The organism is Microcoleus sp. MOSTC5 (genome assembly GCF_036701825.1).
Lineage (GTDB): Bacteria > Cyanobacteriota > Cyanobacteriia > Cyanobacteriales > Microcoleaceae > Microcoleus > Microcoleus asticus.
Genome location: NZ_JAUBRK010000056.1, coordinates 1 through 23,351 on the forward strand (window position 1 = coordinate 1; position 23,351 = coordinate 23,351).

Genomic DNA, 23,351 nt, shown 5'->3' on the forward strand with positions numbered 1-23,351 from the left:
CGATCGTGTCTTCTCTGTTTGACCCTCATGAGTGAGTGTCAGTAACATGATACCTCATCTTTTCGAGAAAGGCTATATGTATATCTTGCCTTACAGATTTTTTTTGGCTCATTTTTTCAGTGCCATTGGGCTAAAGTCCTCATAAAACTCCTTCGGACTTGGGTAGTCACTACAAACTTTATAACGGTTATTTTACCCGACATTATATAATGACTGAGACTATTTGCGACTGTGACGCTCTAACTCTTTAATTATTTTCAGAACAAACAGCGACATGAAAGCGCCAATTAATGCCAGTTGCCACAACCCGCATCCTGCAGCAGTTCCTAAAGCTGCTGACACCCAAATAGCGGCCGCAGAGGTGAGCCCGTGAACTTCAACTTTGCCTATTTCCTGTTGATTTTGTCGCAGGATTTCTCCGCCTCCCAAAAACCCAATCCCGGCAGCAATGCCTTGAATTACGCGCTCTACAGAATCTCGTCCGTTTTCATGTTGACCCATTGACAGCGGTATTAAAACAAACAGTGCAGAACCCATACTTACTAGCATATGAGTTCTCAAACCCGCTGGTTTGTGTCTGAGTTGGCGCTCCCATCCAATAATTCCGCCAACAAACATGGCTAGGCACAACCTTAACAGTATGCCTAGCCAATTATCGGGAGACCACAAGTTAGCGATCGACAATGTTTTACTGCAAATAATTAATCGGAAGATTCCAATATTAGCGGAGCACGATGTCCGATCGCAATCTCACTGCCAAATCTTGTTCCGGGCGAATCACGATCACGTCAACGCTGCGCCGCCCCAACAAGACTCCAGCTAAAGCGCCGATCCCAGCACCTCCCAATACTTCTTCAGTGGCGATCGCTTTGTCGCCGGTAATGCCTGCTAGTGCTGCTGCTGCTGCTGCACCCAATGCTGCACCTTGGGCTAATGAACCTGTGCCAGCACCTTTTTGGACTCTTTCGGTTCTGGTAATAACTCCTGAATTTCCGTCAATCCGATAGCGTTGGCGGCGGCTGATAATTAACTCTCTGGCAACAAATTGAGTACCAATTTGATTGCCCCTTCTGACAGGTTGCAATACCCCGACTATCTGGCTGCCTGCGGGGATTAATACTCTGCCTTGACCTGTGCGGATGTCTCGCGCTACTGTTAAAGTTAAAGGTGCAGTTTCTTCGCGCGTGACAATAATTTTGTCTTTTTCATAGCTAACTGGAATTACACTGCCCGAGGGAATTCGGATGCTATCAAATTGGGAAATTCGTTGTTGAGCTTCTGCGGGAGTAGCTACTACCAGCGGCGCGCTGGTTGCAACTGTAATGCCCAGTGCGAGGATTGCTGCTGTTGCTGAACGCCATTTTTGAGAAGTAATCATATAAATTGTCTCCTTGCTTCGGTTTTGGTTTACTTAGGAACGCACTACTGCTAAATTTGTTTCTGGTTTCGCCTTCATCTGATGTTTTAATTATGGCAGGCTGGAATTCTACAAGTTGGGAAGATAAGGTAGATAATCCAGAATTTGAAAATTTGGAAAAATCGAGAAAACCCGCAAGACAGGGCGATCGGGAAGATAAGGAAGATAGTCAACAGTCAGCAGTCAGCATTCAACAGTCAACAGTCAACACTTAATTGTTGAGAGCGTTTAAGGCTAACAATCCAGCACCGAAAGCTGGTTCGTATCGAGGCAAAATTACCTTAGCTGTCGGGGCGATCGCACTTATTGCCGCTTCAAACCGAACCCGGCAATTTGCCTCGCCGCCCCACACACCTCCTACGAGCACAATTTCAAATTCTTCTCTGGGGTTAAATAGCGCTGAAATGGCTATTTTTGTTGAAAAGGTTAATTCTGCCACGGCACTATTAATAATGCGGTCAGCGACGCGATCGCCCTCTGCTGCGACTCGATCGACAATCGGCGCTAAAGCTGCAATTTCTTTGATTCCCCAACCGCGCCGGTAAACGACTTCTACCAATTCTTCTAGGTGATTTAGGCCTAAATGGTTTTGAAAATTTTCGGCAAGTGCTGTAAAGTCTCCGCGTCCGTCATAGAACTTCAAAGCCGCTTGCAAACCTTGAACGGCGATGTCATATCCGCTGCCTTCATCGCCTAAAAGATATCCCCAACCGCCGACTCGTTTAGTTTTCCCTTGACTGTTTTGCCCGAAAACAATCGAACCGGTTCCTGAAATAACGGTGATACCGACTGGATAGCCCGTGCCGCCAACAAGTGCGATCGCGCAGTCGCTGCAAATTACTATATTCCTAGGCAAGAACGATCGGGTTACTGGTAAAGTATTCGTCAACTGCAAGTTCTGCACTAGAAATTGCACTATTTCAATATCTTTTTGACGCCCCACGCCTGCTAGTCCCAGACAAATAGCTTCTATGTTGAAATTGCTATTCGCCTCGATTTTAGCGGACAGAACTGCTCGTTCGATCGCCAATTGAATCGATTGTTTTGCTCTCTCAATTCCCAGCGTTTGATAATTTGACTGCCCTGCTTCGCCGCGTCCCAAAACAAGGCTGTTTTCGTCCATTAAGATGCAGATAGTTTTTGTGCCGCCGCCGTCGATGCCCAATACATAACTCATGGATAATTTAGAGAATGAACCGCTGAGCAACCCAGCTCAACGCAGATATCTCTATTCTACGCTTTCTATAATTCGATTAAATCGACAGAGCAATGCTAATAAGAATTAAACCTAATAAAGCTAACCAAACGAGATGGCGCTGACACCAATTTTTGATTGATTGCGGCCAGCCGCCGCTGATGTAACGGCTCGTCTGCGGCACAAGCGGCTCAGCTCGATCGTGATAAAGCGTGCATTCTTTGGCAAAAGGACGTTGCGGGTAGTTGCAAGTGTCATCTTCGTGATAAATACAGGTAGTGCACAGAAATTCTTCGGCTTGCGATCGATAAAGGGGGATACCCGGATGACCGAAAGCCTTGAGAGGGGTTTTGCAGTGCGCGCAGGCGATCGCTCGGGCGTCTACAGGTTGGTGACAGCGGGGGCAATCAGGCATATACAGGATGTGATTGGGTAATTTTGTCGGTAGCTCGTTAGGGGGTTTACCGAACGCTGCTCGACACGCTCAACTCGCCATCAGGCGGCTGGATGCTCCAAAATAGAAAGGTAGGTGTGCGCTGATGTAACTTTAAGTGTACAGATAGTTTCGCAGCGACAGCAGGCGACCTGAGCCGATCGAGTATGAAGAGCAAACAGTAGGAAAAATATATGGATAACAATAGCAACTTACTCAAACAACTGGTAATGCTCGGCATTGGTACTACCTCCCTGGTTGCCGAGAAATTGCAGGAAGTCAGCGAGCAATGGGTCAAAGATGGCAAAATCAATTCCGACCAAGCCAAAACCTTTGTCGATGACATGACCGAGCATCTCAAGTCTGAACAAGGCAATTGGGATACGCAGTTGCAGCGGCAACTGCGGAATATGCTGCAAGATATGGGAGTCCCCCGACAATCCGAAATGGATGAGTTGCGGGGAAGGCTCGATCGTCTCGAACGTCAGATGCGGGATTTAGAAAACCGTAACTGGCGCTGAGTTCGATCGGGTCTGCCGGTTCGCTGCTATCTTGTGATAAGATTGTCACCCGAAGGCAGAAGGCTCAAAAAGGCACTTATGTAGAAGCCACTTATGTATAATTACAAACATTCTGACTTCATACTTTTGCCTTTAAAATTATCTGGAACCTGCCATCTTTTGGTGGAAAAGTTCAGATAAAATTTGGTAGTTATTGTTGTACTAGATGTCTTAGATATCTGAGATATCGCGGTTAAAATTATCAGGAGGATTAATTTTGCGAGGAGTTCTAGTGAGTTTGGGGGTAATGCTGGTTTGCTTTGTGTTTTTGATAGTCGCTCAAATGGGCGGTTCTGGGTCTCAAGCAGTTGCCGCCGAATTGAACAATCTTTTACCCGAGACTGCTATTGAGAATTTGTCAGCGCCGTCTTTGGAAGAAGATAGCTTGCTAGTAGCTGATGCTACTTTACCGGAGGTACCAGCTACTATCGCTGGCAATAATATGACTGATAATACTGAGAAAACTGTCACCACAGATTCAGGTCTGAAATATGTTGAATTGAAAGAGGGTAATGGGGCGACTCCAAAAACCGGGCAGACGGTTGTCGTGCACTACACTGGAACTTTGGAGGATGGTACGAAGTTTGACAGTTCGCGCGATCGCAATTCTCCTTTTCAGTTCAAAATTGGCGTGGGTCAAGTAATTAAGGGTTGGGATGAAGGTGTCGGTACGATGAAAGTTGGAGAGCGCCGCAAGTTGATTATTCCCCCTGAACTCGGTTACGGCGCTCGCGGTGCGGGCGGGGTGATTCCTCCTAATGCTACGCTGATTTTTGATGTGGAATTGTTGAAAATCGCTGGCTAGGTAGCTCAATCTAATTCAACGTAAAACTTTTACGGTGTTTAGAAACCCGGTTTTTTTAAGAAACCGGGTTTCTGTGTAAGATTGCGTCTGGTAAATAACTACAATATTTGTAGTGGCAGGTTTCACCAACAATCTTTCATTCACATCAATACGAAAATATCTATAAACCCGCCCCCACTTAATCGACCAAACTTTATAACTGCCAATTCAACGGACATAATATCAGCCCTAGTTGATTTACGATCGCTTCGGAGATGCCAGATTCCGAAAGCAGGTAAATTGGGCGTCGAATAATAGTTTGATGATTCCTGTGGGGCCGTTTCTGTGTTTGGTAATAATTACTTCTGCAATTCCGCGATCGGGCGAATCAGGATTGTAATATTCATCGCGGTAGAGCATAATTACTAAATCTGCGTCTTGCTCGATACTATTATGAGCGTACAATCCTTGTGTAACAAAGTTTTTAACTTTCTCTACCGTTAGATCGTAAACCATTTCTTCGCCGATGAAATCTATTTTTTTTATTTTATCCCAATAGATATCGCTAACAGCAATTTTCATAATTTCTTCAGAGTCTAGAAGAGTAGCTAACTGCGTAGCTCGTTCTCTACTGATATCACATTGATAGGAACTGTCGCCACAATAGCGCACGCCCAAACTTGCTTGAATTTGTTTAGTTGTTAAACCCAAACGTTCTCTGGCCATATTAACTTGGGTTCGCCAAACTTGGTTGGGAATTAAATCTCGGTTGGTATTAGCCCCTCCAGATTTTTCTAGATATATTTTGACGGCGGCTAAACTTTCTTGTTTATAATTGCCAATCGCACCAATCCGATATACAAATTTTTCTAGATCTTGCTTCCCACCTACCCATACTTGATATTGAGTTCGCCCTTTATTTCCTTGGGAAATGGATTTAAAAGAAGCATTAATATTCAATTTTAATAATAACGATCGAACTCCCCGCGCTAATTTTTCGCTACTAGATCCATAGTAAACACTGGGATAGTGGGAATTGTCTTTACTCGTACGGATACAACCATCAGTTGCCCATAGGTGTCGAAGGAAAAGAGCGATCGATTCTTGCGGTTGGGTAAATACTAAACTGGGAATAAATTTTTCATGGGAACGTAAACCAAATATTTCTAATTGGTCGAGCCATTTAGTAATCGGATTTTTAATATTGGGAGCGAGACGATAACTAGCGGGGAGATAAACTTGATACCAATCGCGTTCCCGTTTAATGCGGGAATTAATTTGATCGCCAAATACTTCTCTAGCCAAATGTGCAACTAATTCAGCTAAATCTAATTCTCGCGTCGTGTACTGAATGGTATGTCGGGGTAAAGTACAACCATCACCAATTAAATGTCCTAGTAAAGCTAATTCAGCATTACCCATCGTCTGCACTTCATTACAAGGAATTGAGCGTGGTGTAGCAATTCGATCGCCTATTTTAAATTCATCTAAACGCTTCCAACCATCTGATGTAAAGAACTTATGATTGCCTGTTGCTGTAATCGAATTTCCCAAGCAAGTCGTCATCTGCCAGACGGGCTTGACTCCAGTACAAAAAGCATTAGTCACCATCGCTTTTTCCTGTTTCAGGGTATCTGAATTTAATCCCCAAACAGCAAAGCCAGATTTGCCGACTAAATCACGAATCGGGACTTCTAATCCACTATCCGCCAGGGTAACTAAACTATCGCCACCGAGACATCCACTTTCTCTCAAATCAGACATCATCGGCCGCTTGTTTGTCCTCGCTTCCACACCTCGACTCAACTGAGATAAGGCAATAATCGGCACATTGAGTTCGCGGGCTAAACCTTTAAGGCTTCTGGTAATTCGAGATAGTTCTTGGACGCGGTTGTCGCTGCTTCCTTCCATTAATTGCAGGTAATCTAGCAAGATTAATCCTAGGGCTCCGCCTTGTTCTGCTTGGAGGCGGCGGGCTTTCGATCGTATTTCTGTGACGGTAATACTGGGAGTATCGTCAATAAATAGCGGTAGTTCTGATAAGTTGCCAATGGCTGTACTGATGGGTTCCCATTCGTTTTGACTGATTCTACCCGATCGCAATCGGTTACTTTCTATTTTGGCTTCGCTGGACAGGATACGCTGCACTAGCTGTTCTTTCGACATTTCTAAGCTGAAAACGGCAACCGGCAATTTCTGCTGTCCAGCGGCGATGTGATGGGCGATGTTGGTACAGAAAGCGGTTTTCCCCATTGCCGGCCTGGCTGCAACGATGATTAAATCCGATCGCTGAAAGCCTCCTGTCATAGCATCTAAGTCGTAAAAACCGCACGGAATACCGGGAAGTGTAAGGCCTTCATTGCGATTTTCTAGGTCTTGAAATGTTTGGTTTAGCGTTTCGCCGATCGACACTAAATCCTGTTGCGGACGTTCTTGAGTTATGCTGAAAATTTCTTGTTCGGCGCGGTCTAAGACTGTTTCTAGCGGTGTTGCCGTCTCGTAACCTAATTGTACTATGTTGTTGCCAGCTTCGATTAATTTGCGGCGCTGATATTTGTCTTCAACTAAAACTGCATATTGGTCGATGTTGACGGCTGAAACTGTGCGATCGACTAATTGTGCTAATTTAGTTAGTCCTCCTACTTGCTCTAACTGGTTGCGGTCGGTTAGAGAAGTTGTTACCGTCATTAGATCCGTAGGTTGACCCTGTAAAAATAACCCTAATGCCGATCGATAAATGACTTGATGAGCGGCGATCGCAAAAAACTCCGGCCGCAGAAGTTCGGCTATTCGGGAAATAGCTTCGGGGTCAATTAAAATCCCGCCCAAAATTGCTTCTTCTGCCTCTATATTTGTCGGCATCAAATCGCTCATTAGTCAATAGTCCTCAGTCAGTCGATTTTAGATTTTAGATTTTAGATTTTATATTTTAGGTTTTAGATTTTATATTTTAGGTTTTAGATTTTATATTTTAGGTTTTAGGTTTTAGGTTTTAGATTTTATATTTTATATTTTATATTTTATATTTACTTTACAGATGAATCTGGGAGCTTGAACAAGAGCCTAAAATTTTAGCTTCGACCATCAGGATCGTCGGGGCTTGTGTCCGTTTTTCCGGCGGGGTCATTAGTTATTATTAGTGTAAGCTTTTGTAGGAGTGCGATCTGTCGCGATCTCGCGTTTATACCAGACTCACGCTCTCTCGATCTCGCACTCCTGAAAAAATGCTTCTTACTCTCTGCAGAGATGCTCCCCTTCTCAATCTGCAAGTTAGCGTTACTGGGTCATTACTTAGCAGTGCTTAGTTGTTAGCTAATTACTAATGACTAACAACTAATGACTGATGACTGATGACTGATAACTCTTAATTACATCGGAACAACTTGAATATCAACTTCGGCGGTAACTTCTGCGTGTAGTTTGATTTCAGCTTTGTATGTACCAGTTTGGCGAATTTCGGGTAGGGTGATGCCGCGCCGATCGACTTCTTGACTGGTAGAGTTGAAAATCAGTTCTGCTACTTCTTGGTTGGTGACAGTACCAAAAATCGCGTCTCCTTCGCCGACTTGCTTGGAGATAATGAAAGGCCCGGCCGATTCCAGGGCGGTTTTGCGGACTTCAGCTTGCTGCTTGAGCTCTAGCTGGCGCAGTCTTTCTTCTTCACGGCGGCGCTCTGCTTGCTTGAGAATGCCCGGAGTGGCTCTAAATCCCATTCCTTGGGGTACTAGGTAGTTGCGGGCGTAGCCTGGGGCTACTTCTACTACGTCGCCAGCTTTGCCGAGTTTGCTGACATCTTTATTTAAAACTAATTGGACGCGCTTGGCCATGATCGTTGCTTCTGGGGTTTTAACTGCAACTTTTTATAATAGCGAAGTTTGAGGGGCGATCGCAAGGGAGAGGGAAGAAGGAAGAAGGAAGAAGGAAGACGGAAGAAGGAAGACGGAAGAAGGAAGAAGGAAGAAGGAAGACGGAAGAAGGAAGACGGAAGACAGGCATAATATCTTTTAACTGGCAAATTCTGTTGGAAATTCGCCAAACGGGGAGGTGCTGCTGTTTAAGCTTACCTAGCAAAGCGTCGCGCTCGCTCGTTGAGAGCGATCGATCGCATTACAGTAGCAACTAACTCAGTCGGATCGATCGGCTTGGCTAAGTGTTTGTCAAATCCGGCTTGCAAAACTTGGCGCTCGTTCGCTTCTCCAGCATAGGCCGTTAAGGCGATCGCCAACAACTGGCGATACTCAGGGGCAAGCTGAGTGCGGATGCGATTTATCAACATATATCCGTCCATCTGGGGCATTCCGATGTCGCTGACGAGCAAATCCGGTGCAGTTTGTGCGATCGACTGTAGCGCCTCAGCACCAGATGACAGGGAAATCACCTCTGCACCCGCTTCCTCAAGCACGAAAGCGACAAAATCTCGCGAGTCAGGCTCATCATCTACCACCAAAATCCTCAATCCAGCTAGCGGCAAGGATGAGATATCGGGACTAGCAGCCCAATGACGTTCTTCCTCCTCCTGCCTTCTAGAATCATCATTTAATAGCGGTAATCTCACCGTAAACGTCGCTCCTTGGCCTTCTCCGCTGCTTTCTGCAAACACCGTTCCGCCGTGAAGTTCGACGAGTTGGCGGACGATCGCCAATCCCAATCCCAAGCCGCCAAATTTGCGAGTTGTAGCGCTGTCTTCTTGTCGGAAATGGTCGAAAACATAAGGCAAGAAATCGGCAAGAATACCTTTACCCGTGTCCGTGACTTGAATTTGAGCTTTGCCTTCGATTTGCGCTAATCGAACTTCAACTTGACCGCCTTCGGGCGTGAATTTCACCGCGTTTGATAACAAATTCCACACAATTTGCTGCAAGCGACTTGTATCGCCGAGAACTTGCCCGATATCGCGATTTAAGATTGTTTGGATTTGAATTTTTTTTGCTTCGGCTGCTAATTGCACAGTTTCCACCGCAGACGGAATAATCGTTGCCAGATTCACCGGAGCAACATTTAATGTGAGTTTCCCTTGCAGAATCCGAGACACGTCAAGCAAGTCTTCGATTAATTGAGATTGCAGTCTGGCGTTGCGCTCGATCGTCTCAAAGGCTTTGGCAGTTTTAGTCGCGTTCAGCTTGCCGCCGAGGAGCAGTTGCGACCAGCCTAAAATCGGATTCAGGGGCGATCGCAACTCGTGAGAAAGCACCGCCAGAAACTCGTCTTTAATGCGGTTAGCTCGCTCGGCTTCCGCGCGGGCAGTTTGTTCTAATTGGAGAACCATATCGCGCTCGGTTTCCACTTGTTTTCGCTCTGTAATGTCGATTACAGAGCCGATATAACCCTCAAATTGTCCGCTTTCGGAAAATCTGGGAGCAGCCGCATCGATCGCCCAAGAATATCCGCCATCCTTGCGCCTGATGCGATATTCCACGCGGAAAGGTTCTTGGCGTTCGTTGGCGGTCAAAAATGCTTTCTTGGCCTGTTCTCTGTCTTCTGGATGCAGCGCGTTTACCCAACCCAATCCCAAACCTATTTCCTCAGTTTGACCTGTGAAGTCATACCAGCTTTTGCTCAAAAAAGTGCAATAGCCTGTGGAGTCTGTTACCCATACCATAAAAGGAGTGTTGTTAGCCATATTGCGGAATCGTTCTTCGCTTTCTTGCATCGCTGCTTCTGCTTGTTTGCGTTCTGTGATATCCCGACAAACAATCACTCCGCCTTTGATTTCACTGCTAGCATCAACTACCGGATAACCGCTGATACTGATCCAGCGATCTTCGGAATCTTCGCGGCGGACAAATACCTCTACATCATTGACATATTCACCTTTGATTGCTCTGGCTAGAGGTAGTTCAGCGTCGGGGAAGAGAGTGTTTTTGTCTGCCGTAAAAAGACCGTAGGTACTCGACCATTCCTCATAAGATTTTTCATTTGATAGCTGACCGAATATGCCTACGGCGGCTCGGTTAAACAGCACAAACTCCCCTTGTTGGTTGGCCAAAATCAAACCGTCACCAATGCTGTCAATAATTACTTGCAGTAACTTAGTTTGTTCTTGCATGGCGACTTCTGCTCGTTTGCGATTTGTGATGTCGCTGGAGATGCCAATCAGGCCGATGACTTCTCCCGCCTGATTGCGGTAGGGAGCTTTCATTGCCACAAATGTCCGAATGCCATCGGGAGATTCTTCGACGACTTCTGTTTGTCCGGATTCCATAATGCGGCGATCGTTTTCCGTGACTGTGGCTCCAAGTTCTGCTATTGGGTATAAATCGCGATCGCGCCGGCCAATTACTTCAGCAGCAGGTTTACCAAGCACCTTCAAGGTGGCTGGATTTGCATAAATAATCCGTCCTTCTCGATCTTTGACAAAAATTGGCGTGGGCGCTGACTCATTAATTAGATTCAAAATCGCATTCTTTTGCCGCAGTTCTTCTTCAGTGCGTTTGCGCTCGCTAATATCGCTCCAATAAGCCGTAAGTCCTTCGGCCGCAGGATAGGCGCTCACTTCTATATATCTCTGGAGCGACGGGGAAAACTCTTCAAATTTGACAGAAACTTGCTCGTTAACGACTCGATGAAATTCTTGATATGCCATTGAATTGGATTCTTTCTCGGCGGGGAATAGCTCCCAGATCGATCGACCTAACAAGTCGTTTCTCGATCGAGAAAGCAGTTTTTCAGCAGTGGCATTAACGTAGGTATAGCGCCATTGTGAATCGATCGCCATAAAGGCATCGGTAATACTTTCTAGAATATTGCTGACTTGCTGGGAGGCCGCTTGCAGCGCGAGTTCAGCGTTTTTGCGCTCGGTGATGATTTCGCAAAAAATCATGATGCCGCCAATCTCATTGGTGTTGGTTCGCCAAGGGTGAATTTCCCAGCGCACCCAGTCGATTAAGCCATCAGGGCGGGGAAACTGCTCTTCTTGGCAGGTTTCGACTGCTCCCGCCAGACAGCGCTGGTGGATTTGTTTGAAAAGATCGGGCAAATTGGGAAAGATGTCGTAGTGCGATCGGCCCACAATGTTTTGAGTGCCGAGCCCGTAACTTGCCATCCAGCGGTCGCTCACCAGCATATACCGCATCTGCCGGTCAAACATCGCCACCCCCGCAGGCGAATGTTTGACGAACAGCCGCAGTTGCTCGGACTGTTGCCGCAGCAGATTTTCCGATTGTTTGCGATCGCTGATTTCTTTGAAAAGTAAGGCGACTTTTCGGCTCTGCGGCTCAGGAGTGCGGAACGCCGAAACCTCAAACCAGCGGTTCATGACTTCCGAGCCGTGCTCAAAGCGCAAGGACTCCCCCGTCAGCGCGACTTTGCCGTACATCTCAAACCAATAATCTTCGAGTTCAGGAAGCATCTGTCGCGCCGTTTTGCCCACAGCTTGTTCGAGTCCGGTTTGTTTCAAAAAGGCAGGATTGACTTCCAAAAAGCGGTAATCGATCGGCTTGTCGTTTTCGTCAAACAGCATTTCGATGACGCAAAAGCCTTCGTCTAGGGACTCAAACAAAGTGCGATAGCGTTCCTCGGAACGGCGCAAAGCAGCAAGAGCTCGTTTGCGCTCGCTAAGATCCACAAACGCCCCCACACAGCCGCGAACTGCGCCCTGTTCGTCAAATAACGGCACCGCATTCACCAACCAATCAAACGCCGCGCCGTCCTCGCGCACCATTTGAATTTCCACATCTCGCACTGCGACGCCGGAAGCCGCGGCTAGTTGCATGGGGAGTTGTTCTCCCGGAATTTCCTGTCCGTTGCGGAGTTGTCTAAACGGAAGGACTGCGGCTTGCTCTCCGGTTCCAGAAACATTGGTATCGGGCGGCACTTTCAACATCGACTCGGCAAACCGGTTAGCGCGAATTACTTTACACTGTGGGTCGTCGGCGATCGTAATACCGACGGGTACAGCATCAAGTATCGATTGCAGTTCATTAACTCGCCGCTCTAGTTCTTGGTTGAGCCGTTGAATTTCTTTTTTGGTAGCTTTGCGTTCGGTAATTTCATGCACCGTCACATTCACTCCCAGGACGCGATCGTCCTCGGCCCTCAGCGGATAGAGACTCAACAGCCAATCCTGTTCTAGTTCTGGCTGTGCTGAGTTCGTCCTGCGAACTTCGAGCTGTTTGAGAGGAACTTTAGTTTCAATAGCTTGTCTGTAAAGCGGCTCTAAATCATCTGCCATTTCGGGCAAGATTTCGCGCCATGTTTTACCGATATGGGCGGCGGCTGGAACTCGGTTAATTTCTGCTAGGCGATCGTTGAGGCGGACAAACCGCAAGTCGGTATCGATAAAGCAAAGTCCGATCGGCGCACTAGCATAAATCGCCTCGATTTCTGCTAGTTGTTGCTGCACAGTTTGCGCTTGTTGAATAAAAATAGCCCGAGCCGCTTTCTCCTCGGTCACATCTTGAAAATAAACGGCAAGTCCCGATGCGATCGGATAGGCTCGTACCGCATACCAAGCATTGAGCGGCGGATAAAAAGATTCAAAACTAACCGTAACTTGGAAGGTCGCGGCGTGGCGATATTTATTTTCAAACAAACTGCCCACAGATTCGGGAAACTCTTCCCAAATGCTGTTGCCAATCAACTCTTCCGGGAGTCGATTCAGCCACCGCGCCGCTTGCAAATTGAGGTAGGTAAATCGCCAGTCTCGATCCAAAGCAAAGAACCCATCCGAAATACTTTCGAGGGTGTCTGACAGTTGTTGGGCGGGCGCGTGACAGACTGCTTGTGGCTGAGGTTGAGCGATCTCGGTGAAGGTTGTTACTACCGCATAGGGAGTCGATCGATCTCCCTGAAATAAAGGTTGAGAATTGAGCGTCAACCAAATCAATTCTCCCTGTGACCGATAAAAGCCCATGATGATATTTGAGCACGATCGCCCGGTTTGCAGCGCCACCATCGCCGGATGCTTCTCGCCGGGAAAATCCGAGCCATCTTCACGCACTGTCTGCCACAGACTATTGATTGAAGTGCTGCCCTGCATCTGTTCGGCTGTCATCCCCAACAGCTCCTGGGCGTGAGAATTGCACCCCTGAATGCTACCATCTGCCAATTGCAGAACCATCCCTACATCTGTGGGAAAAGGCGCGGCTGGGTAGAACGCTTTGTGAGAATCCGTTGAAACAGAGGGGTCGATTTTCAGTTGGGGTTCAGTATTGCCTGGATTTTGCATCGGTTTCTAACAACGCTCATTTTACTTTTGGCCAAGCCAATCGCGCTCATCAATGAATAGGGAAATAATTCAGAGGAACTTTTGATTGAATCAGGGTGACAATTCACACCTCAGAGGGATGTCGATCGTCCTGCGGTAATATCGATATCTAGACAATTTATTTTATCGTAGAGTCCCACGTCTTAACCAGTTGCGAGATTCAGCACAGGCAACGGGCAAATTTCTGGCTGTTTCAAAGCCCAGGTCAGTAAGTCTCATCAGTTTTCGGCGTTGCTGCATATTACCGACGGCTGTTGCTCGTTTTGGGGCGCGAACAGATGAAACTTGCGCACAGGTAAATAATAAGTGGATGAAGCTTGAAAATACATAAGGTTTCTCTCGGAGCGAGTGAAACGAAGCAATCGCTCTTGTTACGCCCTTCTTACATTCTGTTATATTGTAAACTTTATTTCTGCCTACCTACTTAGAAACCCCGTTTTTTTGTGTAAACCCGCTCGTAAATTGAGGCAAGATTATGTTGGTCTCAACGGTAAACGGGCGATCGCATTTACCCCACCAATACAGGGCTGCCTGCTTCCTCCAGTCCCAGCGTTTGTATCGCGTTTGACCGTGCGCCTTTTACTGCCATTCATTTCACAAACTTAATCCTATGCACATATTCACAGCCGCCGATCGCACCTATATTCTGGGGTTAGCAGCACTTCTCAAGTCTGTAGATCTCAATGTTAGCGAATCTGGGAAGCAGCCGGTAAAAATTAGCATTGTATCTACCAGGATAGATCCACAGCAAAAGAAACAGTTACAGAATTGCTGCAAATACCAGATTGAATGGCAAGAATTGCAATCTAATTACGACCAACTGCTTTCGGTGTCAGGTTCTAAACTTCCTTACGTTAAATTGGAGCCGCGAAAATATACGAAAGAAACAGAAAGGCTGATTTGGCTCGACAGCGACACGATCGTTTTGGGGAGTTTAGAGCCGCTGTGGAACCTAGATTTTCAAACTATGCCGGTAGCAGCCGCAGCTAACGTCTGGGGAAATTGCAACAATTATCAAGATCGAAACCCTTATTTCAATAGTGGCGTTTTAGTTTACAACATGAAGCTTTGGGAGGAAGACAAACTGTCCGAAAAGTTGCTCCAAAACGCTAGGGTTCACGTTTGGGGCGATCGCGATCAAGGTGCATTAAATTCTGTTTTAGTGGGAAGGTGGAAGCAATTAGGGCAAATATGGAACAACCACGATACTGATGATAAGTCAAGTAAAGTGATGCACTTTATGTCAAGACCGAAACCGTGGGAAAGCTCCGCCCCCAATCAATTATGGCTGGATATGTTGTCTAAGACACCGTTTAAGGACGAACTGGAAAAAATTCCAAATAAGTTTAAGGGGCTGTCGAGCTTTCAGGTAAAATACAGAAGATTAGATCGGTGGTTGAGCGAACCGATACTCAAGTTTAAGAGTTACCTGAAAAAACAAAAACGTTAAGGTCAATCGATTTTAGATTTTAGATTTTAGATTGAAGCATTGACCCCACGGATGAATCCGGGGGCTTATATCCTGGATGCTTTCGGTCAAAATCGGTCTTTCATGCCGCGCAATCGAGCGAAGGTTTGCACTGGATCGCGGCTGTTGGTGGCTGATTGGAGGTTGGGACAATCCCAGCGCAAAAATGGGTTTGTGCTTTTTTCGATGCCGATCGATGATGGTATTGTAGGTTGCGATCGACTGCGCGCTTCTTTGACTTCGCCCAAGCGGTGCTGTAAATCTAGATTGTCGCCATCCACGCTCAAGGCAAATTGTAGGTTGTTCAGCGTGTATTCGTGGGCGCACCAGACTCTCGTACTGTCGGGCAAGTTTCGCAGTTGCCCGAGGGAGGCTAACATTTGAGTTGGAGTGCCTTCAAATAGTCTGCCGCAGCCTCCAGCAAATAAAGTGTCGCCGCAGAACAATTCGCCGGTTTCCCCTGGGTTGCTGGGGGGGAAATAGTAGGCGATGTGAGCTTTTGTGTGACCGGGTACGAAGAAGATTTCGGCGCTTCTGCCAGCAAATTCAACGCGATCGCCCGCTTGTAAAAACACTTGCTGTCCGGGAATTCTGCCTCGGTCTTCTGCGCCGCCGTAAACTTTAACTTGGGGAAAGCGATCGATCAGTTGCTGGTTGCCGCCTACGTGGTCGCTGTGGTGGTGCGTGTTGAAAATTGCGGTTAATTCGGCTCCGAGCGATCGCAGTTGCTGCAAGACCGGCTCTGCTTGGGCTGGATCGACGACGGCTGCTGTGCGGCGATCGGGGTCGTGCAGCAAGAAAATGTAATTGTCGGACAGTACCGGAAGCCTATAAACCTGCATAAAAAACTACCTCTCTAGGAAAAATATTATATAATTAAATTAGTCTGAAGCGTATCCGAAGGCTGAATGCAGACTTATCAAGTCCGCACATCTATCTTTGGAACTAAAACTCTGATAGCTTATTTCTGCTGTTGAGCAAATTGAGTTACAGTCTGGTACGCACGATTTTTGGTTTTGGGTCAAAAACTGCAATCCCGTTTAACTATTGTGACATAGAAGCGATCGAATAAATGCGAACATCTCACAACAAATCGAACTTAACAATTTCTCAAATGGTCGATCGGATTGTAGCGTCTGGCAAGATTACTCGCCGGGAACATTTAGTTTTGACTTCTGCTATCCTGTCAGATGATAAAATTTCAGAAGAGGATCGACACCAAATTAATCGGATATTTGATTATCTCCAAATTGGTCGCCTCAAGTTTATCGATTGAACTGAAGAGTGGCGCAGTCAGCATCCCTCTGGAGTGTAAAAAGCGTTTTTTCGGAGTGCGATCGTGCCGCACAGGAAAGTCTATATATCTCGCTTGATTTCTCCGGCTCGCGTGGAGTGTGAAAGCGTCAGTTGTAGAAGTCTCAAATTAACAAGGCTCTTGGCAATCCCAGCTACAAAAACAGGCAGAATAAAATGAGTGCAGAAAAACAAACTATTTTGGTGACGGGTGGAGCTGGATATATTGGCTCTCACGCGGTATTAGCACTGAAAAACGCCGGTTACGGTGTGGTGATTTTGGATAATTTAGTTTACGGTCACCGAGATATAGTAGATCGGGCTTTGCAGGTGGAGTTGGTAGTTGGCGATACGAGCGATCGGACTCTTCTGGACAACCTGTTCGCTACGCACAATATTGCTGCGGTAATGCACTTTTCTGCATACGCTTACGTGGGCGAATCTGTTACCGACCCAGCTAAATATTACCGCAACAATGTCATCGGTACTATTACTCTTTTGGAAGCAATGCTCGCTGCTAACGTGAAGAAATTTGTGTTTTCTTCTACTTGCGCGACTTACGGCGTACCGCAGAAAATTCCGCTCACAGAAGACCACCCACAAAACCCGATCAATCCCTACGGCGCTACTAAGTTAATGGTAGAACGGATTTTGTCAGATTTTGACGCTGCGTACGATTTTAAGTCTGTGTGTTTCCGCTATTTTAACGCGGCTGGGGCCGATCCGAACGGGTTGTTAGGAGAGGATCACAATCCAGAAACTCACCTGATACCGCTGGTGTTGTTCGCTGCTTTGGGTAAACGAGATTCGATCGCGATTTTTGGCACGGATTACGATACTCCTGACGGTACTTGCATTCGCGATTACATTCACGTTAACGATTTGGCATCGGCTCACATTTTAGGATTAGAATATTTGCTAAATGGTGGCAAATCTGATTTCTTTAATTTGGGCAACGGTGGCGGGTTTTCGGTGAAAGAGGTGATAGAAACGGCTCGCCAAGTGACCGGAAAAGAGATTAAGGCTGTTGAGTGCGATCGGCGTCCGGGCGACCCGCCTGCTTTGGTTGGCAGCAGCGAGAAAGCCATCAAAACCTTGGGTTGGTCTCCAGAATATCCCGACATTAAGAACATTATCTCCCATGCTTGGCAGTGGCACCAAAAACGCCACTCGCAGGCATAACTATAAAGGCAGAAGGCAGAAATAAAATTTTATTTCTGCCTTCTAGATTTTATATTTAACTATGATATGGAGCCGCTTACTGTGAGTTAGATAGACAAGTGAAATTAGAAAGCAAAGGATTTATCACTATTTTAACCGGTCTTTACTCTTTCCAGGATTGCATTCATTTTCTGGCGTCTGTCAGGAAGTTTCACCGCGAACCCATTATTGTTTTAATAGATAGAGTTCCTCAAATTTTATACCCTTTACTTCAGGTGTTCGGAAATGTCATATTGAAACCTGCACCCTCTCACGAAAATCCTGTTTTAGCGTCGCGGCTAGCTAAGCTGGCTTTGTACGAAGAATCTCTGTTTGAGAAAACTATTTATATGGATTGTGATATTTGTTTGCTGTCGCCAATAGATGAGGTTTTTGATTTTCTTGACGGGGTGGATTTGTTGGTGACGGAAGATGTGCAGCCTGCGATTGCTAAAGCTGCAAATTTATTAAGAGTCAAGCAGGATATTCTGTCAACTTTGCAGTCTGTCGGGTTGCCGCTAAATGAAAATAGCATTCAATACAATGGCGGATTTATCGCTTTTACGAAAAGCAGTAAAACTCAGGAATTGTTCACAAATTTTAAGAAATATTTCGAGATGGTAGTTGCGCATCAAAATGTGCTATACTTAAAAGACCAGGGTGCTTTTGCGGCGGCTGTTGAATCTGTGAAACCGAAAATGACAACTTTGTCCCCTGTTTACAACTACTTGGATAAGTGGAAGGAAATTTATGCGATCGACAAACCGATTAAAGTAATGCACTGCACTTATCCTTACCGCCCTCAGTACGCAAAGAACGTGACGCGATCGCTCTTTACTAGAATAGTCGATCGCATGGCTAAAATATTTTTACCAAATCAACTTAACAATCCCTGGCGTTTAAAATAATTAAAGTTTGTTGGCAAACTGCATCAAAAGCAACAAAATTCAGCCAACAATTCAAAAAAATTAGCCTCAACATATCCGAATATTTACCTAGAATAAGTATTGCTGGCTTGAATAAAAGTCCTAGATGCGTCACTGGGTTTTTTTTACCAAAATACTTCATTGCTGCCCTTTTCCCTAGTTAAAAACCAGGTTTCTTTGGTTTGGGGCGCGCAAGTCCCGATTGCCTTGACAAAAGTTCGGTTAAGCAGGAAAATCAAACAAATGTTTTAAACAAAATACTCAGTGAAAGTTTCATTAGTAGTAAGCGATTTGTCAGGAGGAGGTGCAATTCGTGCTTTTCTTTTAGCTCAAGTCCTTAGCGAGCTTAAATGTGATGTAGAAGTTGTTGGATTTCAGTTTGGCAACGAATTGTATGCTATTCCTCCCAGAGATATCCCCGTATGTGCGATACCGGGTAAAAAATATCCGGGGTTTTTGATGGATGCTCAAAAACTTTTGAAAAAAATAGATGGGGATATTATTTATGCAGTCAAACCTAAACCTACAAGCTTTGGTTTATCGCTGCTAAAAAAACTGGCAACTCGCCACTCTATAATTTTAGATATAGACGACTGGGAACTGAGCTGGTACAGTGGAGATGAATGGCAATACCGTCCCTCTTTCAAACAACTTTATCGAGATATTTTCAAACACAACGGTCAATTGAGAGAACCAGATCATCCCCTCTATCTCAAGTGGATGGAAAGTCTCATCCACCGTGCTGATGCAGTCACTGTTGATACTGAGTTTTTAAAACAGCGTTTCGGGGGTGTATATTTGCCTAATGGCAAGGATACTGTAATGTTCGACCCTGCTAAATACAATCCTGAATTGAGCAGACAGCGTTACGGCTTGTCCGGGTATAGAATTCTGATGTTTCCCGGAGCACCACGACCTCATAAAGGTGTTGAGGATGTTTTGATGGCTCTCGAACAGTTAAATGAGCCCGATTTAAAATTAGTTATCGTCGGCGGAAGTCCTTATGATGATTATGATGATAAACTTGTGAAACAATGGGGGCGTTGGATTGTTAAACTGCCACGGTTTCCAGTCGAGACGATGCCGTCCGTTGTAGCGGGGGCTCATGTTGTCGTTGTTCCTCAGCGAGAAACTCTCACAGCCGTGGCTCAGTTTCCGCTCAAGCTGACAGACGGCATGGCAATGGCTAAGCCTGTTTTGTCTACGCGAGTGGGGGATATTCCAGCAATTTTAGGGGGAACGGGTTATTTAGTCGATCCGAGTTCTCCCGCTCAAATTTCACAAAAAATTAAATGGATATTTCAAAATTTTACAGCGGCTAATTTACAAGGAATGAAAGCTCGGAAAAGATGTGTAAAAGAATATAGTATTCAAGCAATGAAACCGATACTTTCAGATATAATTGCAGGTATGTAAAGGTTATTTTAAAACTACTCAATGGAGGAAGAAAAACTGGCTGTTATTAAAGAATATTTTGAGATGCCGTACTGTTTAGCTGGGAATGCTTCATGTCTGCCAATAAGCTACTCCTAAAATTTGCCAGACGATATCCCGGCAGGATTCTCTTAACCGTGATTCTGGGCTTTTCTGGCGCTTTATTCAACGGTATCAGCACTACTCTGATTGTACCAGTGCTTTTAAGTTTTTTAGAGGAAGCTATCGAGCTGCGCGGCGCTCCACCTATAATTAAAACTTTGATGTATCCCTTTGAGGGAATGCCAGGAAATCAGCGTTTAATGGTGATGACCGGCGCGATTGTTCTGGCAATTTTTTTGAAAAATATTGCGAGTTATATCAATACTTTAGTAGCTACTTCTCTGACGCGCTCTCTGACTTTTGATTTGCGAGAAGCAGGTTTGCGGTTGTTGTTAGAAGTAGATTTAGATTTTTACTCTAAAACTAAAGTCGGGGATTTAATTAATAGATTGGGCGGAGAGATTGGTCGGACTGCTAGTGCAGTTGGCACGGCGATAGGAATGTTTACTACCTCAATCACTGTTTTGGTGTTTGTGGGTCTGCTGCTTTCTCTTTCGTGGAAACTGACGGTGACAGCTACAGTTTTGCTGTCGTTTGTTGCTTGGACAAATCAATATATTATTAACCGTTCCAAGCATTTTGGCTACCTGCTTTCTGAAATGTCGAAAGATTATTCGATTAGGGTGCTGGAAACCATTACTGGGATTCGGCTGGTCAAGTCAACAGGGAACGAGGAAAGGGAGTATCAGCGGATCAAGCATTTAATTCAAAGGCGAGAACAAGCGGATTTTCAGGCTCAGGTAAATTATGCGGCGATCGCCCCAATTAACGAAGTTGTTAATTTAATTGTTATAATTTTGATTGTATTTATAGGTCGCACAATATTTGCGAATGAGATAGAGTCTATTTCTACCATTTTATTGACCTATTTATTGGTAATGTTTAGGTTAATTCCTTTAATTTCTCAATTGAATAGCGGGCGCAGTCAATTTGCTAATACATCGGCTAGTGTAGAGGTGGTTAATGAATTTTTGAGGTGCGACGACAAGCCATTTATGCTGAACGGTTCTGTGCCGTACACTCATTTGCGATCGGGAATTCATTTTAGTAAAATATCTTTTAGTTATCCTAACCACAAAAATTTAGTTCTTCAAGGAGTTGATTTATTTCTACCTCATGGGACTACTTTAGCTTTGGTAGGAACTTCGGGTTCTGGCAAGTCAACTTTGGCAGATTTACTGCCGAGATTTTACGATCCTACTGAAGGTCATATCTCGATCGATGGCAGGGATTTGCGCGACTTTGAGCTAAAAAGTCTCAGACAAGCGATGGGTATTGTTAGCCAAGATACGTTTTTGTTTAATGCTTCAGTGCGCGAAAATATTGCTTACGCTAGGCCTCAAGCGACTGAGGAAGAAATTGTGGAAGCGGCGAAGGGAGCGAATGCTTACGAGTTTATCCAACTGTTGCCGGAGGGGTTGGATACTCAAATTGGCGATCGGGGCGTGATCTTATCGGGAGGGCAGCGTCAGAGAATTTCAATTGCTAGAGCTTTGCTGCAAAACCCGGAAATCTTAATTTTAGATGAGGCAACAAGTTCGCTGGATACGGTTTCGGAAAGGTACGTGCAAGCGGCGATCGAGAAATTGAGCTGCGATCGCACAACCTTAGTCATCGCCCACCGCCTCTCCACAGTCCAAAAAGCCAACAAAATCGCCGTGATCGATCGCGGACAAGTCGTAGAAATGGGTTCCCACGAAGAATTGCTAGCAAAAGGAGGTTACTACACTCGCTTGTATTCAGTCCAATTTGCCGAAGAAACCGCTCGCGATGAAGCTCTAATTAGAGGTTCTTACGAAATTCGCACTCGCCTGACTCCTATGATAGCTTACCTCAAATTGCTAGTAGATGAAATGGTAGACTCTCCCGAAGAAAGAGACGAGTTAATCAGAGAATCATTTCACTCCGCTGCTAATATTTTCACGACTTTAGAATTTATAGAAAATACTATTAAGCGTCAGGCTGTTAAAAAGTAGTCAGTTGGCAGTTGACAGCAGTCAGTAGTCATTAGTCAACAGTCTGCACAGTCAACAATTACCAATTACCAATTACCATGTCTAAATATTATGTATTTTTCACCAGAAATATCTTGCCGCAACCCAATGTAGCGAGCTTAGTTCAAGTTGCGCACTCTGCCAATGCCGCAGCAAACCTCGGTTATCCAGCAGTTTTGGTATACCTCCGCAAAGGATGGAATGCTTGGAATCCCGTTGATTTACTTCGTCCTTTTCAACCGAGGAAACCGGATGACAAACTTGCCAAAATTTACAATCTTCAGGAACAATTAAAAGTAGCAGATTTGCCCGTCCCGTGGCCGATCGACCTTTGGGACAGCAAGTGGACGAGTGCGAGTACGATCGTCTCAAAATACTATTTACCGATTCACCTGGTTAAATCCACTAAAATTGTCCACACCCGCGACTGGAACTTTGTCAAAGCTGCCATTAAAAACGGTATTCCCGCTATCTACGAACAGCACCACCACGAAGACAAAAATTTTCAACCAGAAGTCGTTCGCAATCCTCTATTTCAAATTGCTGTAACTGTTGCAAATACTGTCCGAGACAGCATGATTAAGAATGGGATGCCACCGGAAAAAGTAATTACGCTGCACAACGGTTTTAACCATTTGTTTCTCGCCAGACAAACAGAAGCTGCCCAGAATTGGCGACACCAATTATTAGGAGATGGAAGACAGCATTTAGCAGTTTATGCGGGAGGACTTTACCCGTTTAAAGGTGTTGATATGTTGGTGGATGTGGCTAAGGAATTGCCACGGGTTCAATTTGCGATCGCGGGCGGTGATTTATCCCAAGTAACAGCCTACCAGCAGTTAGCAAAATCCAAGCAAGTTAACAACATTAAATTTCTCGGCTACCTGCCTCAAAATCAACTGGCTAGCTTGCTGCAAGCAGCCGATGTTTTGACTCACCCGCACTGTTTGACAGAGGCCGCGACGTTTACATCTCCTTTAAAATTCTTTGATTACATGGCATCGGGAACTCCGATTGTGGCGACGGAGATTGCATCTTTAATGGAATTTAAATCGGGAAATATAGCAGCAACTTGGTGCGAACCGGATAATCCGCAGCAGTTCGCGCAAAGCATTCGAGATAGTTTAACAAAATATCCGAGGAAAAGCGAAGGCTATGCAGAAACATTGAATTTTGTCAAGCAATTTTCATGGGAAAATAGGATCGAGAGAATTTTGAGTTATGTAGATGAGCAAGTGCGATCGCAAATTATTCATTAATCCGCATCCCATAATTTAAAAATCCGTATGGGCGGGTTTCACCCACAATCCTCGCCTCAAATAAATAATCTCATAAACCCG

At 45.4% G+C, this 23,351-nt stretch carries 19 protein-coding genes; 11 read left to right on the forward strand and 8 right to left on the reverse strand.

Annotated elements, in window-relative coordinates; translation table 11 throughout:
• Window positions 1-219: 219 nt before the first annotated feature.
• Window positions 220-618, reverse strand: a complete 399-nt coding sequence (locus QUA54_RS25715; protein WP_333416908.1) for an MgtC/SapB family protein — start codon at window positions 616-618, stop codon at window positions 220-222.
• Window positions 619-721: 103 nt separating this feature from the next.
• Complete coding sequence (locus QUA54_RS25720) at window positions 722-1,378, reverse strand: hypothetical protein (protein ID WP_333189993.1); 657 nt, start codon at window positions 1,376-1,378, stop codon at window positions 722-724.
• Between the two features lie 92 nt (window positions 1,379-1,470).
• Here QUA54_RS25720 and QUA54_RS25725 point away from each other — a divergent pair, with 92 nt between their 5' ends.
• A complete protein-coding gene (locus QUA54_RS25725; protein WP_333416910.1) occupies window positions 1,471-1,632 on the forward strand; it encodes a hypothetical protein in 162 nt (53 codons plus the stop codon).
• Here QUA54_RS25725 and QUA54_RS25730 read toward each other — a convergent pair.
• Together QUA54_RS25730 and QUA54_RS25735 are read right to left on the reverse strand one after the other, a co-directional pair.
• On the reverse strand, window positions 1,629-2,594 hold the full coding sequence (locus QUA54_RS25730) for a BadF/BadG/BcrA/BcrD ATPase family protein (RefSeq protein WP_333416912.1): 966 nt from the start codon (window positions 2,592-2,594) through the stop codon (window positions 1,629-1,631). The two genes, QUA54_RS25725 and QUA54_RS25730, sit on opposite strands and share 4 nt — an antisense overlap.
• Window positions 2,595-2,670: 76 nt before the next feature.
• Window positions 2,671-3,027, reverse strand: coding sequence for a zinc ribbon domain-containing protein (locus tag QUA54_RS25735; protein WP_172185914.1), 357 nt, complete (start codon window positions 3,025-3,027; stop codon window positions 2,671-2,673).
• Between the two features lie 212 nt (window positions 3,028-3,239).
• On the opposite strand from QUA54_RS25735, the gene QUA54_RS25740 reads away from it, so the two are divergent.
• Both QUA54_RS25740 and QUA54_RS25745 read left to right on the forward strand, forming a co-directional pair.
• Window positions 3,240-3,566, forward strand: a complete 327-nt coding sequence (locus tag QUA54_RS25740) for a phasin family protein (protein WP_333189997.1) — start codon at window positions 3,240-3,242, stop codon at window positions 3,564-3,566.
• Window positions 3,567-3,822: 256 nt separating this feature from the next.
• On the forward strand, window positions 3,823-4,410 hold the full coding sequence (locus QUA54_RS25745; RefSeq protein ID WP_333416914.1) for an FKBP-type peptidyl-prolyl cis-trans isomerase: 588 nt from the start codon (window positions 3,823-3,825) through the stop codon (window positions 4,408-4,410).
• 237 nt (window positions 4,411-4,647) lie between these two features.
• On the opposite strand, the gene QUA54_RS25750 is transcribed toward QUA54_RS25745, so the two are convergent.
• Entirely contained in the window at window positions 4,648-7,263 is a 2,616-nt protein-coding gene (locus tag QUA54_RS25750) for a replicative DNA helicase (RefSeq protein WP_333416916.1), read from the reverse strand.
• Window positions 7,264-7,757: 494 nt separating this feature from the next.
• Window positions 7,758-8,216 (reverse strand): 50S ribosomal protein L9, encoded by a 459-nt coding sequence (gene rplI / locus QUA54_RS25755; RefSeq protein ID WP_015177225.1) that lies wholly within the window; start codon window positions 8,214-8,216, stop codon window positions 7,758-7,760.
• A 48-nt stretch (window positions 8,217-8,264) separates the two neighbouring features.
• On the opposite strand from rplI, the gene QUA54_RS25760 reads away from it, so the two are divergent.
• A complete protein-coding gene (locus QUA54_RS25760; protein ID WP_333416918.1) occupies window positions 8,265-8,387 on the forward strand; it encodes a hypothetical protein in 123 nt (40 codons plus the stop codon).
• Between the two features lie 62 nt (window positions 8,388-8,449).
• On the opposite strand, the gene QUA54_RS25765 is transcribed toward QUA54_RS25760, so the two are convergent.
• Window positions 8,450-13,555: a PAS domain-containing protein gene (locus QUA54_RS25765; protein WP_333416920.1), complete on the reverse strand. Its 5,106-nt coding sequence runs from the start codon at window positions 13,553-13,555 to the stop codon at window positions 8,450-8,452.
• Between the two features lie 649 nt (window positions 13,556-14,204).
• Here QUA54_RS25765 and QUA54_RS25770 point away from each other — a divergent pair.
• Window positions 14,205-15,044, forward strand: coding sequence for a glycosyltransferase (locus QUA54_RS25770; protein WP_333416922.1), 840 nt, complete (start codon window positions 14,205-14,207; stop codon window positions 15,042-15,044).
• 86 nt (window positions 15,045-15,130) lie between these two features.
• Here the strand turns inward: QUA54_RS25770 and gloB are convergent, their stop codons facing one another.
• Window positions 15,131-15,904, reverse strand: coding sequence for a hydroxyacylglutathione hydrolase (gloB, locus tag QUA54_RS25775; protein ID WP_172185921.1), 774 nt, complete (start codon window positions 15,902-15,904; stop codon window positions 15,131-15,133).
• Between the two features lie 230 nt (window positions 15,905-16,134).
• Between gloB and QUA54_RS25780 the strand changes: the two genes are divergently transcribed.
• The 6 genes from QUA54_RS25780 (at window position 16,135) to QUA54_RS25805 (ending at window position 23,270) form a co-directional block, all read left to right on the forward strand.
• Entirely contained in the window at window positions 16,135-16,338 is a 204-nt protein-coding gene (locus QUA54_RS25780; RefSeq protein ID WP_333197859.1) for a hypothetical protein, read from the forward strand.
• Window positions 16,339-16,532: 194 nt separating this feature from the next.
• Complete coding sequence (galE, locus tag QUA54_RS25785) at window positions 16,533-17,537, forward strand: UDP-glucose 4-epimerase GalE (protein WP_333416924.1); 1,005 nt, start codon at window positions 16,533-16,535, stop codon at window positions 17,535-17,537.
• A 98-nt stretch (window positions 17,538-17,635) separates the two neighbouring features.
• Entirely contained in the window at window positions 17,636-18,463 is an 828-nt protein-coding gene (locus tag QUA54_RS25790) for a hypothetical protein (RefSeq protein WP_333416925.1), read from the forward strand.
• Between the two features lie 282 nt (window positions 18,464-18,745).
• Window positions 18,746-19,897, forward strand: coding sequence for a glycosyltransferase family 4 protein (locus tag QUA54_RS25795; protein WP_333416927.1), 1,152 nt, complete (start codon window positions 18,746-18,748; stop codon window positions 19,895-19,897).
• 92 nt (window positions 19,898-19,989) lie between these two features.
• Entirely contained in the window at window positions 19,990-21,993 is a 2,004-nt protein-coding gene (locus QUA54_RS25800) for an ABC transporter ATP-binding protein (RefSeq protein ID WP_333416929.1), read from the forward strand.
• Window positions 21,994-22,070: 77 nt separating this feature from the next.
• Window positions 22,071-23,270, forward strand: a complete 1,200-nt coding sequence (locus QUA54_RS25805; protein WP_333416931.1) for a glycosyltransferase family 4 protein — start codon at window positions 22,071-22,073, stop codon at window positions 23,268-23,270.
• The last annotated feature ends 81 nt before the right edge of the window (window positions 23,271-23,351 follow it).

Bases quoted from the DNA above. Each gene is read 5' to 3' on its own strand.
- QUA54_RS25725 (WP_333416910.1), top strand. From the start codon at position 1,471: ATGGCAGGCTGGAATTCTACAAGTTGGGAAGATAAGGTAGATAATCCA.
- QUA54_RS25770 (WP_333416922.1), top strand. From the start codon at position 14,205: ATGCACATATTCACAGCCGCCGATCGCACCTATATTCTGGGGTTAGCA.
- QUA54_RS25715 (WP_333416908.1), bottom strand. From the start codon at position 618: ATGTTTGTTGGCGGAATTATTGGATGGGAGCGCCAACTCAGACACAAA.
- QUA54_RS25750 (WP_333416916.1), bottom strand. From the start codon at position 7,263: ATGAGCGATTTGATGCCGACAAATATAGAGGCAGAAGAAGCAATTTTG.
- QUA54_RS25800 (WP_333416929.1), top strand. From the start codon at position 19,990: ATGTCTGCCAATAAGCTACTCCTAAAATTTGCCAGACGATATCCCGGC.
- QUA54_RS25805 (WP_333416931.1), top strand. From the start codon at position 22,071: ATGTCTAAATATTATGTATTTTTCACCAGAAATATCTTGCCGCAACCC.
- QUA54_RS25730 (WP_333416912.1), bottom strand. From the start codon at position 2,594: ATGAGTTATGTATTGGGCATCGACGGCGGCGGCACAAAAACTATCTGC.
- rplI (WP_015177225.1), bottom strand. From the start codon at position 8,216: ATGGCCAAGCGCGTCCAATTAGTTTTAAATAAAGATGTCAGCAAACTC.
- galE (WP_333416924.1), top strand. From the start codon at position 16,533: ATGAGTGCAGAAAAACAAACTATTTTGGTGACGGGTGGAGCTGGATAT.
- QUA54_RS25765 (WP_333416920.1), bottom strand. From the start codon at position 13,555: ATGCAAAATCCAGGCAATACTGAACCCCAACTGAAAATCGACCCCTCT.
- QUA54_RS25740 (WP_333189997.1), top strand. From the start codon at position 3,240: ATGGATAACAATAGCAACTTACTCAAACAACTGGTAATGCTCGGCATT.
- QUA54_RS25735 (WP_172185914.1), bottom strand. From the start codon at position 3,027: ATGCCTGATTGCCCCCGCTGTCACCAACCTGTAGACGCCCGAGCGATC.
- QUA54_RS25780 (WP_333197859.1), top strand. From the start codon at position 16,135: ATGCGAACATCTCACAACAAATCGAACTTAACAATTTCTCAAATGGTC.
- QUA54_RS25720 (WP_333189993.1), bottom strand. From the start codon at position 1,378: ATGATTACTTCTCAAAAATGGCGTTCAGCAACAGCAGCAATCCTCGCA.
- gloB (WP_172185921.1), bottom strand. From the start codon at position 15,904: ATGCAGGTTTATAGGCTTCCGGTACTGTCCGACAATTACATTTTCTTG.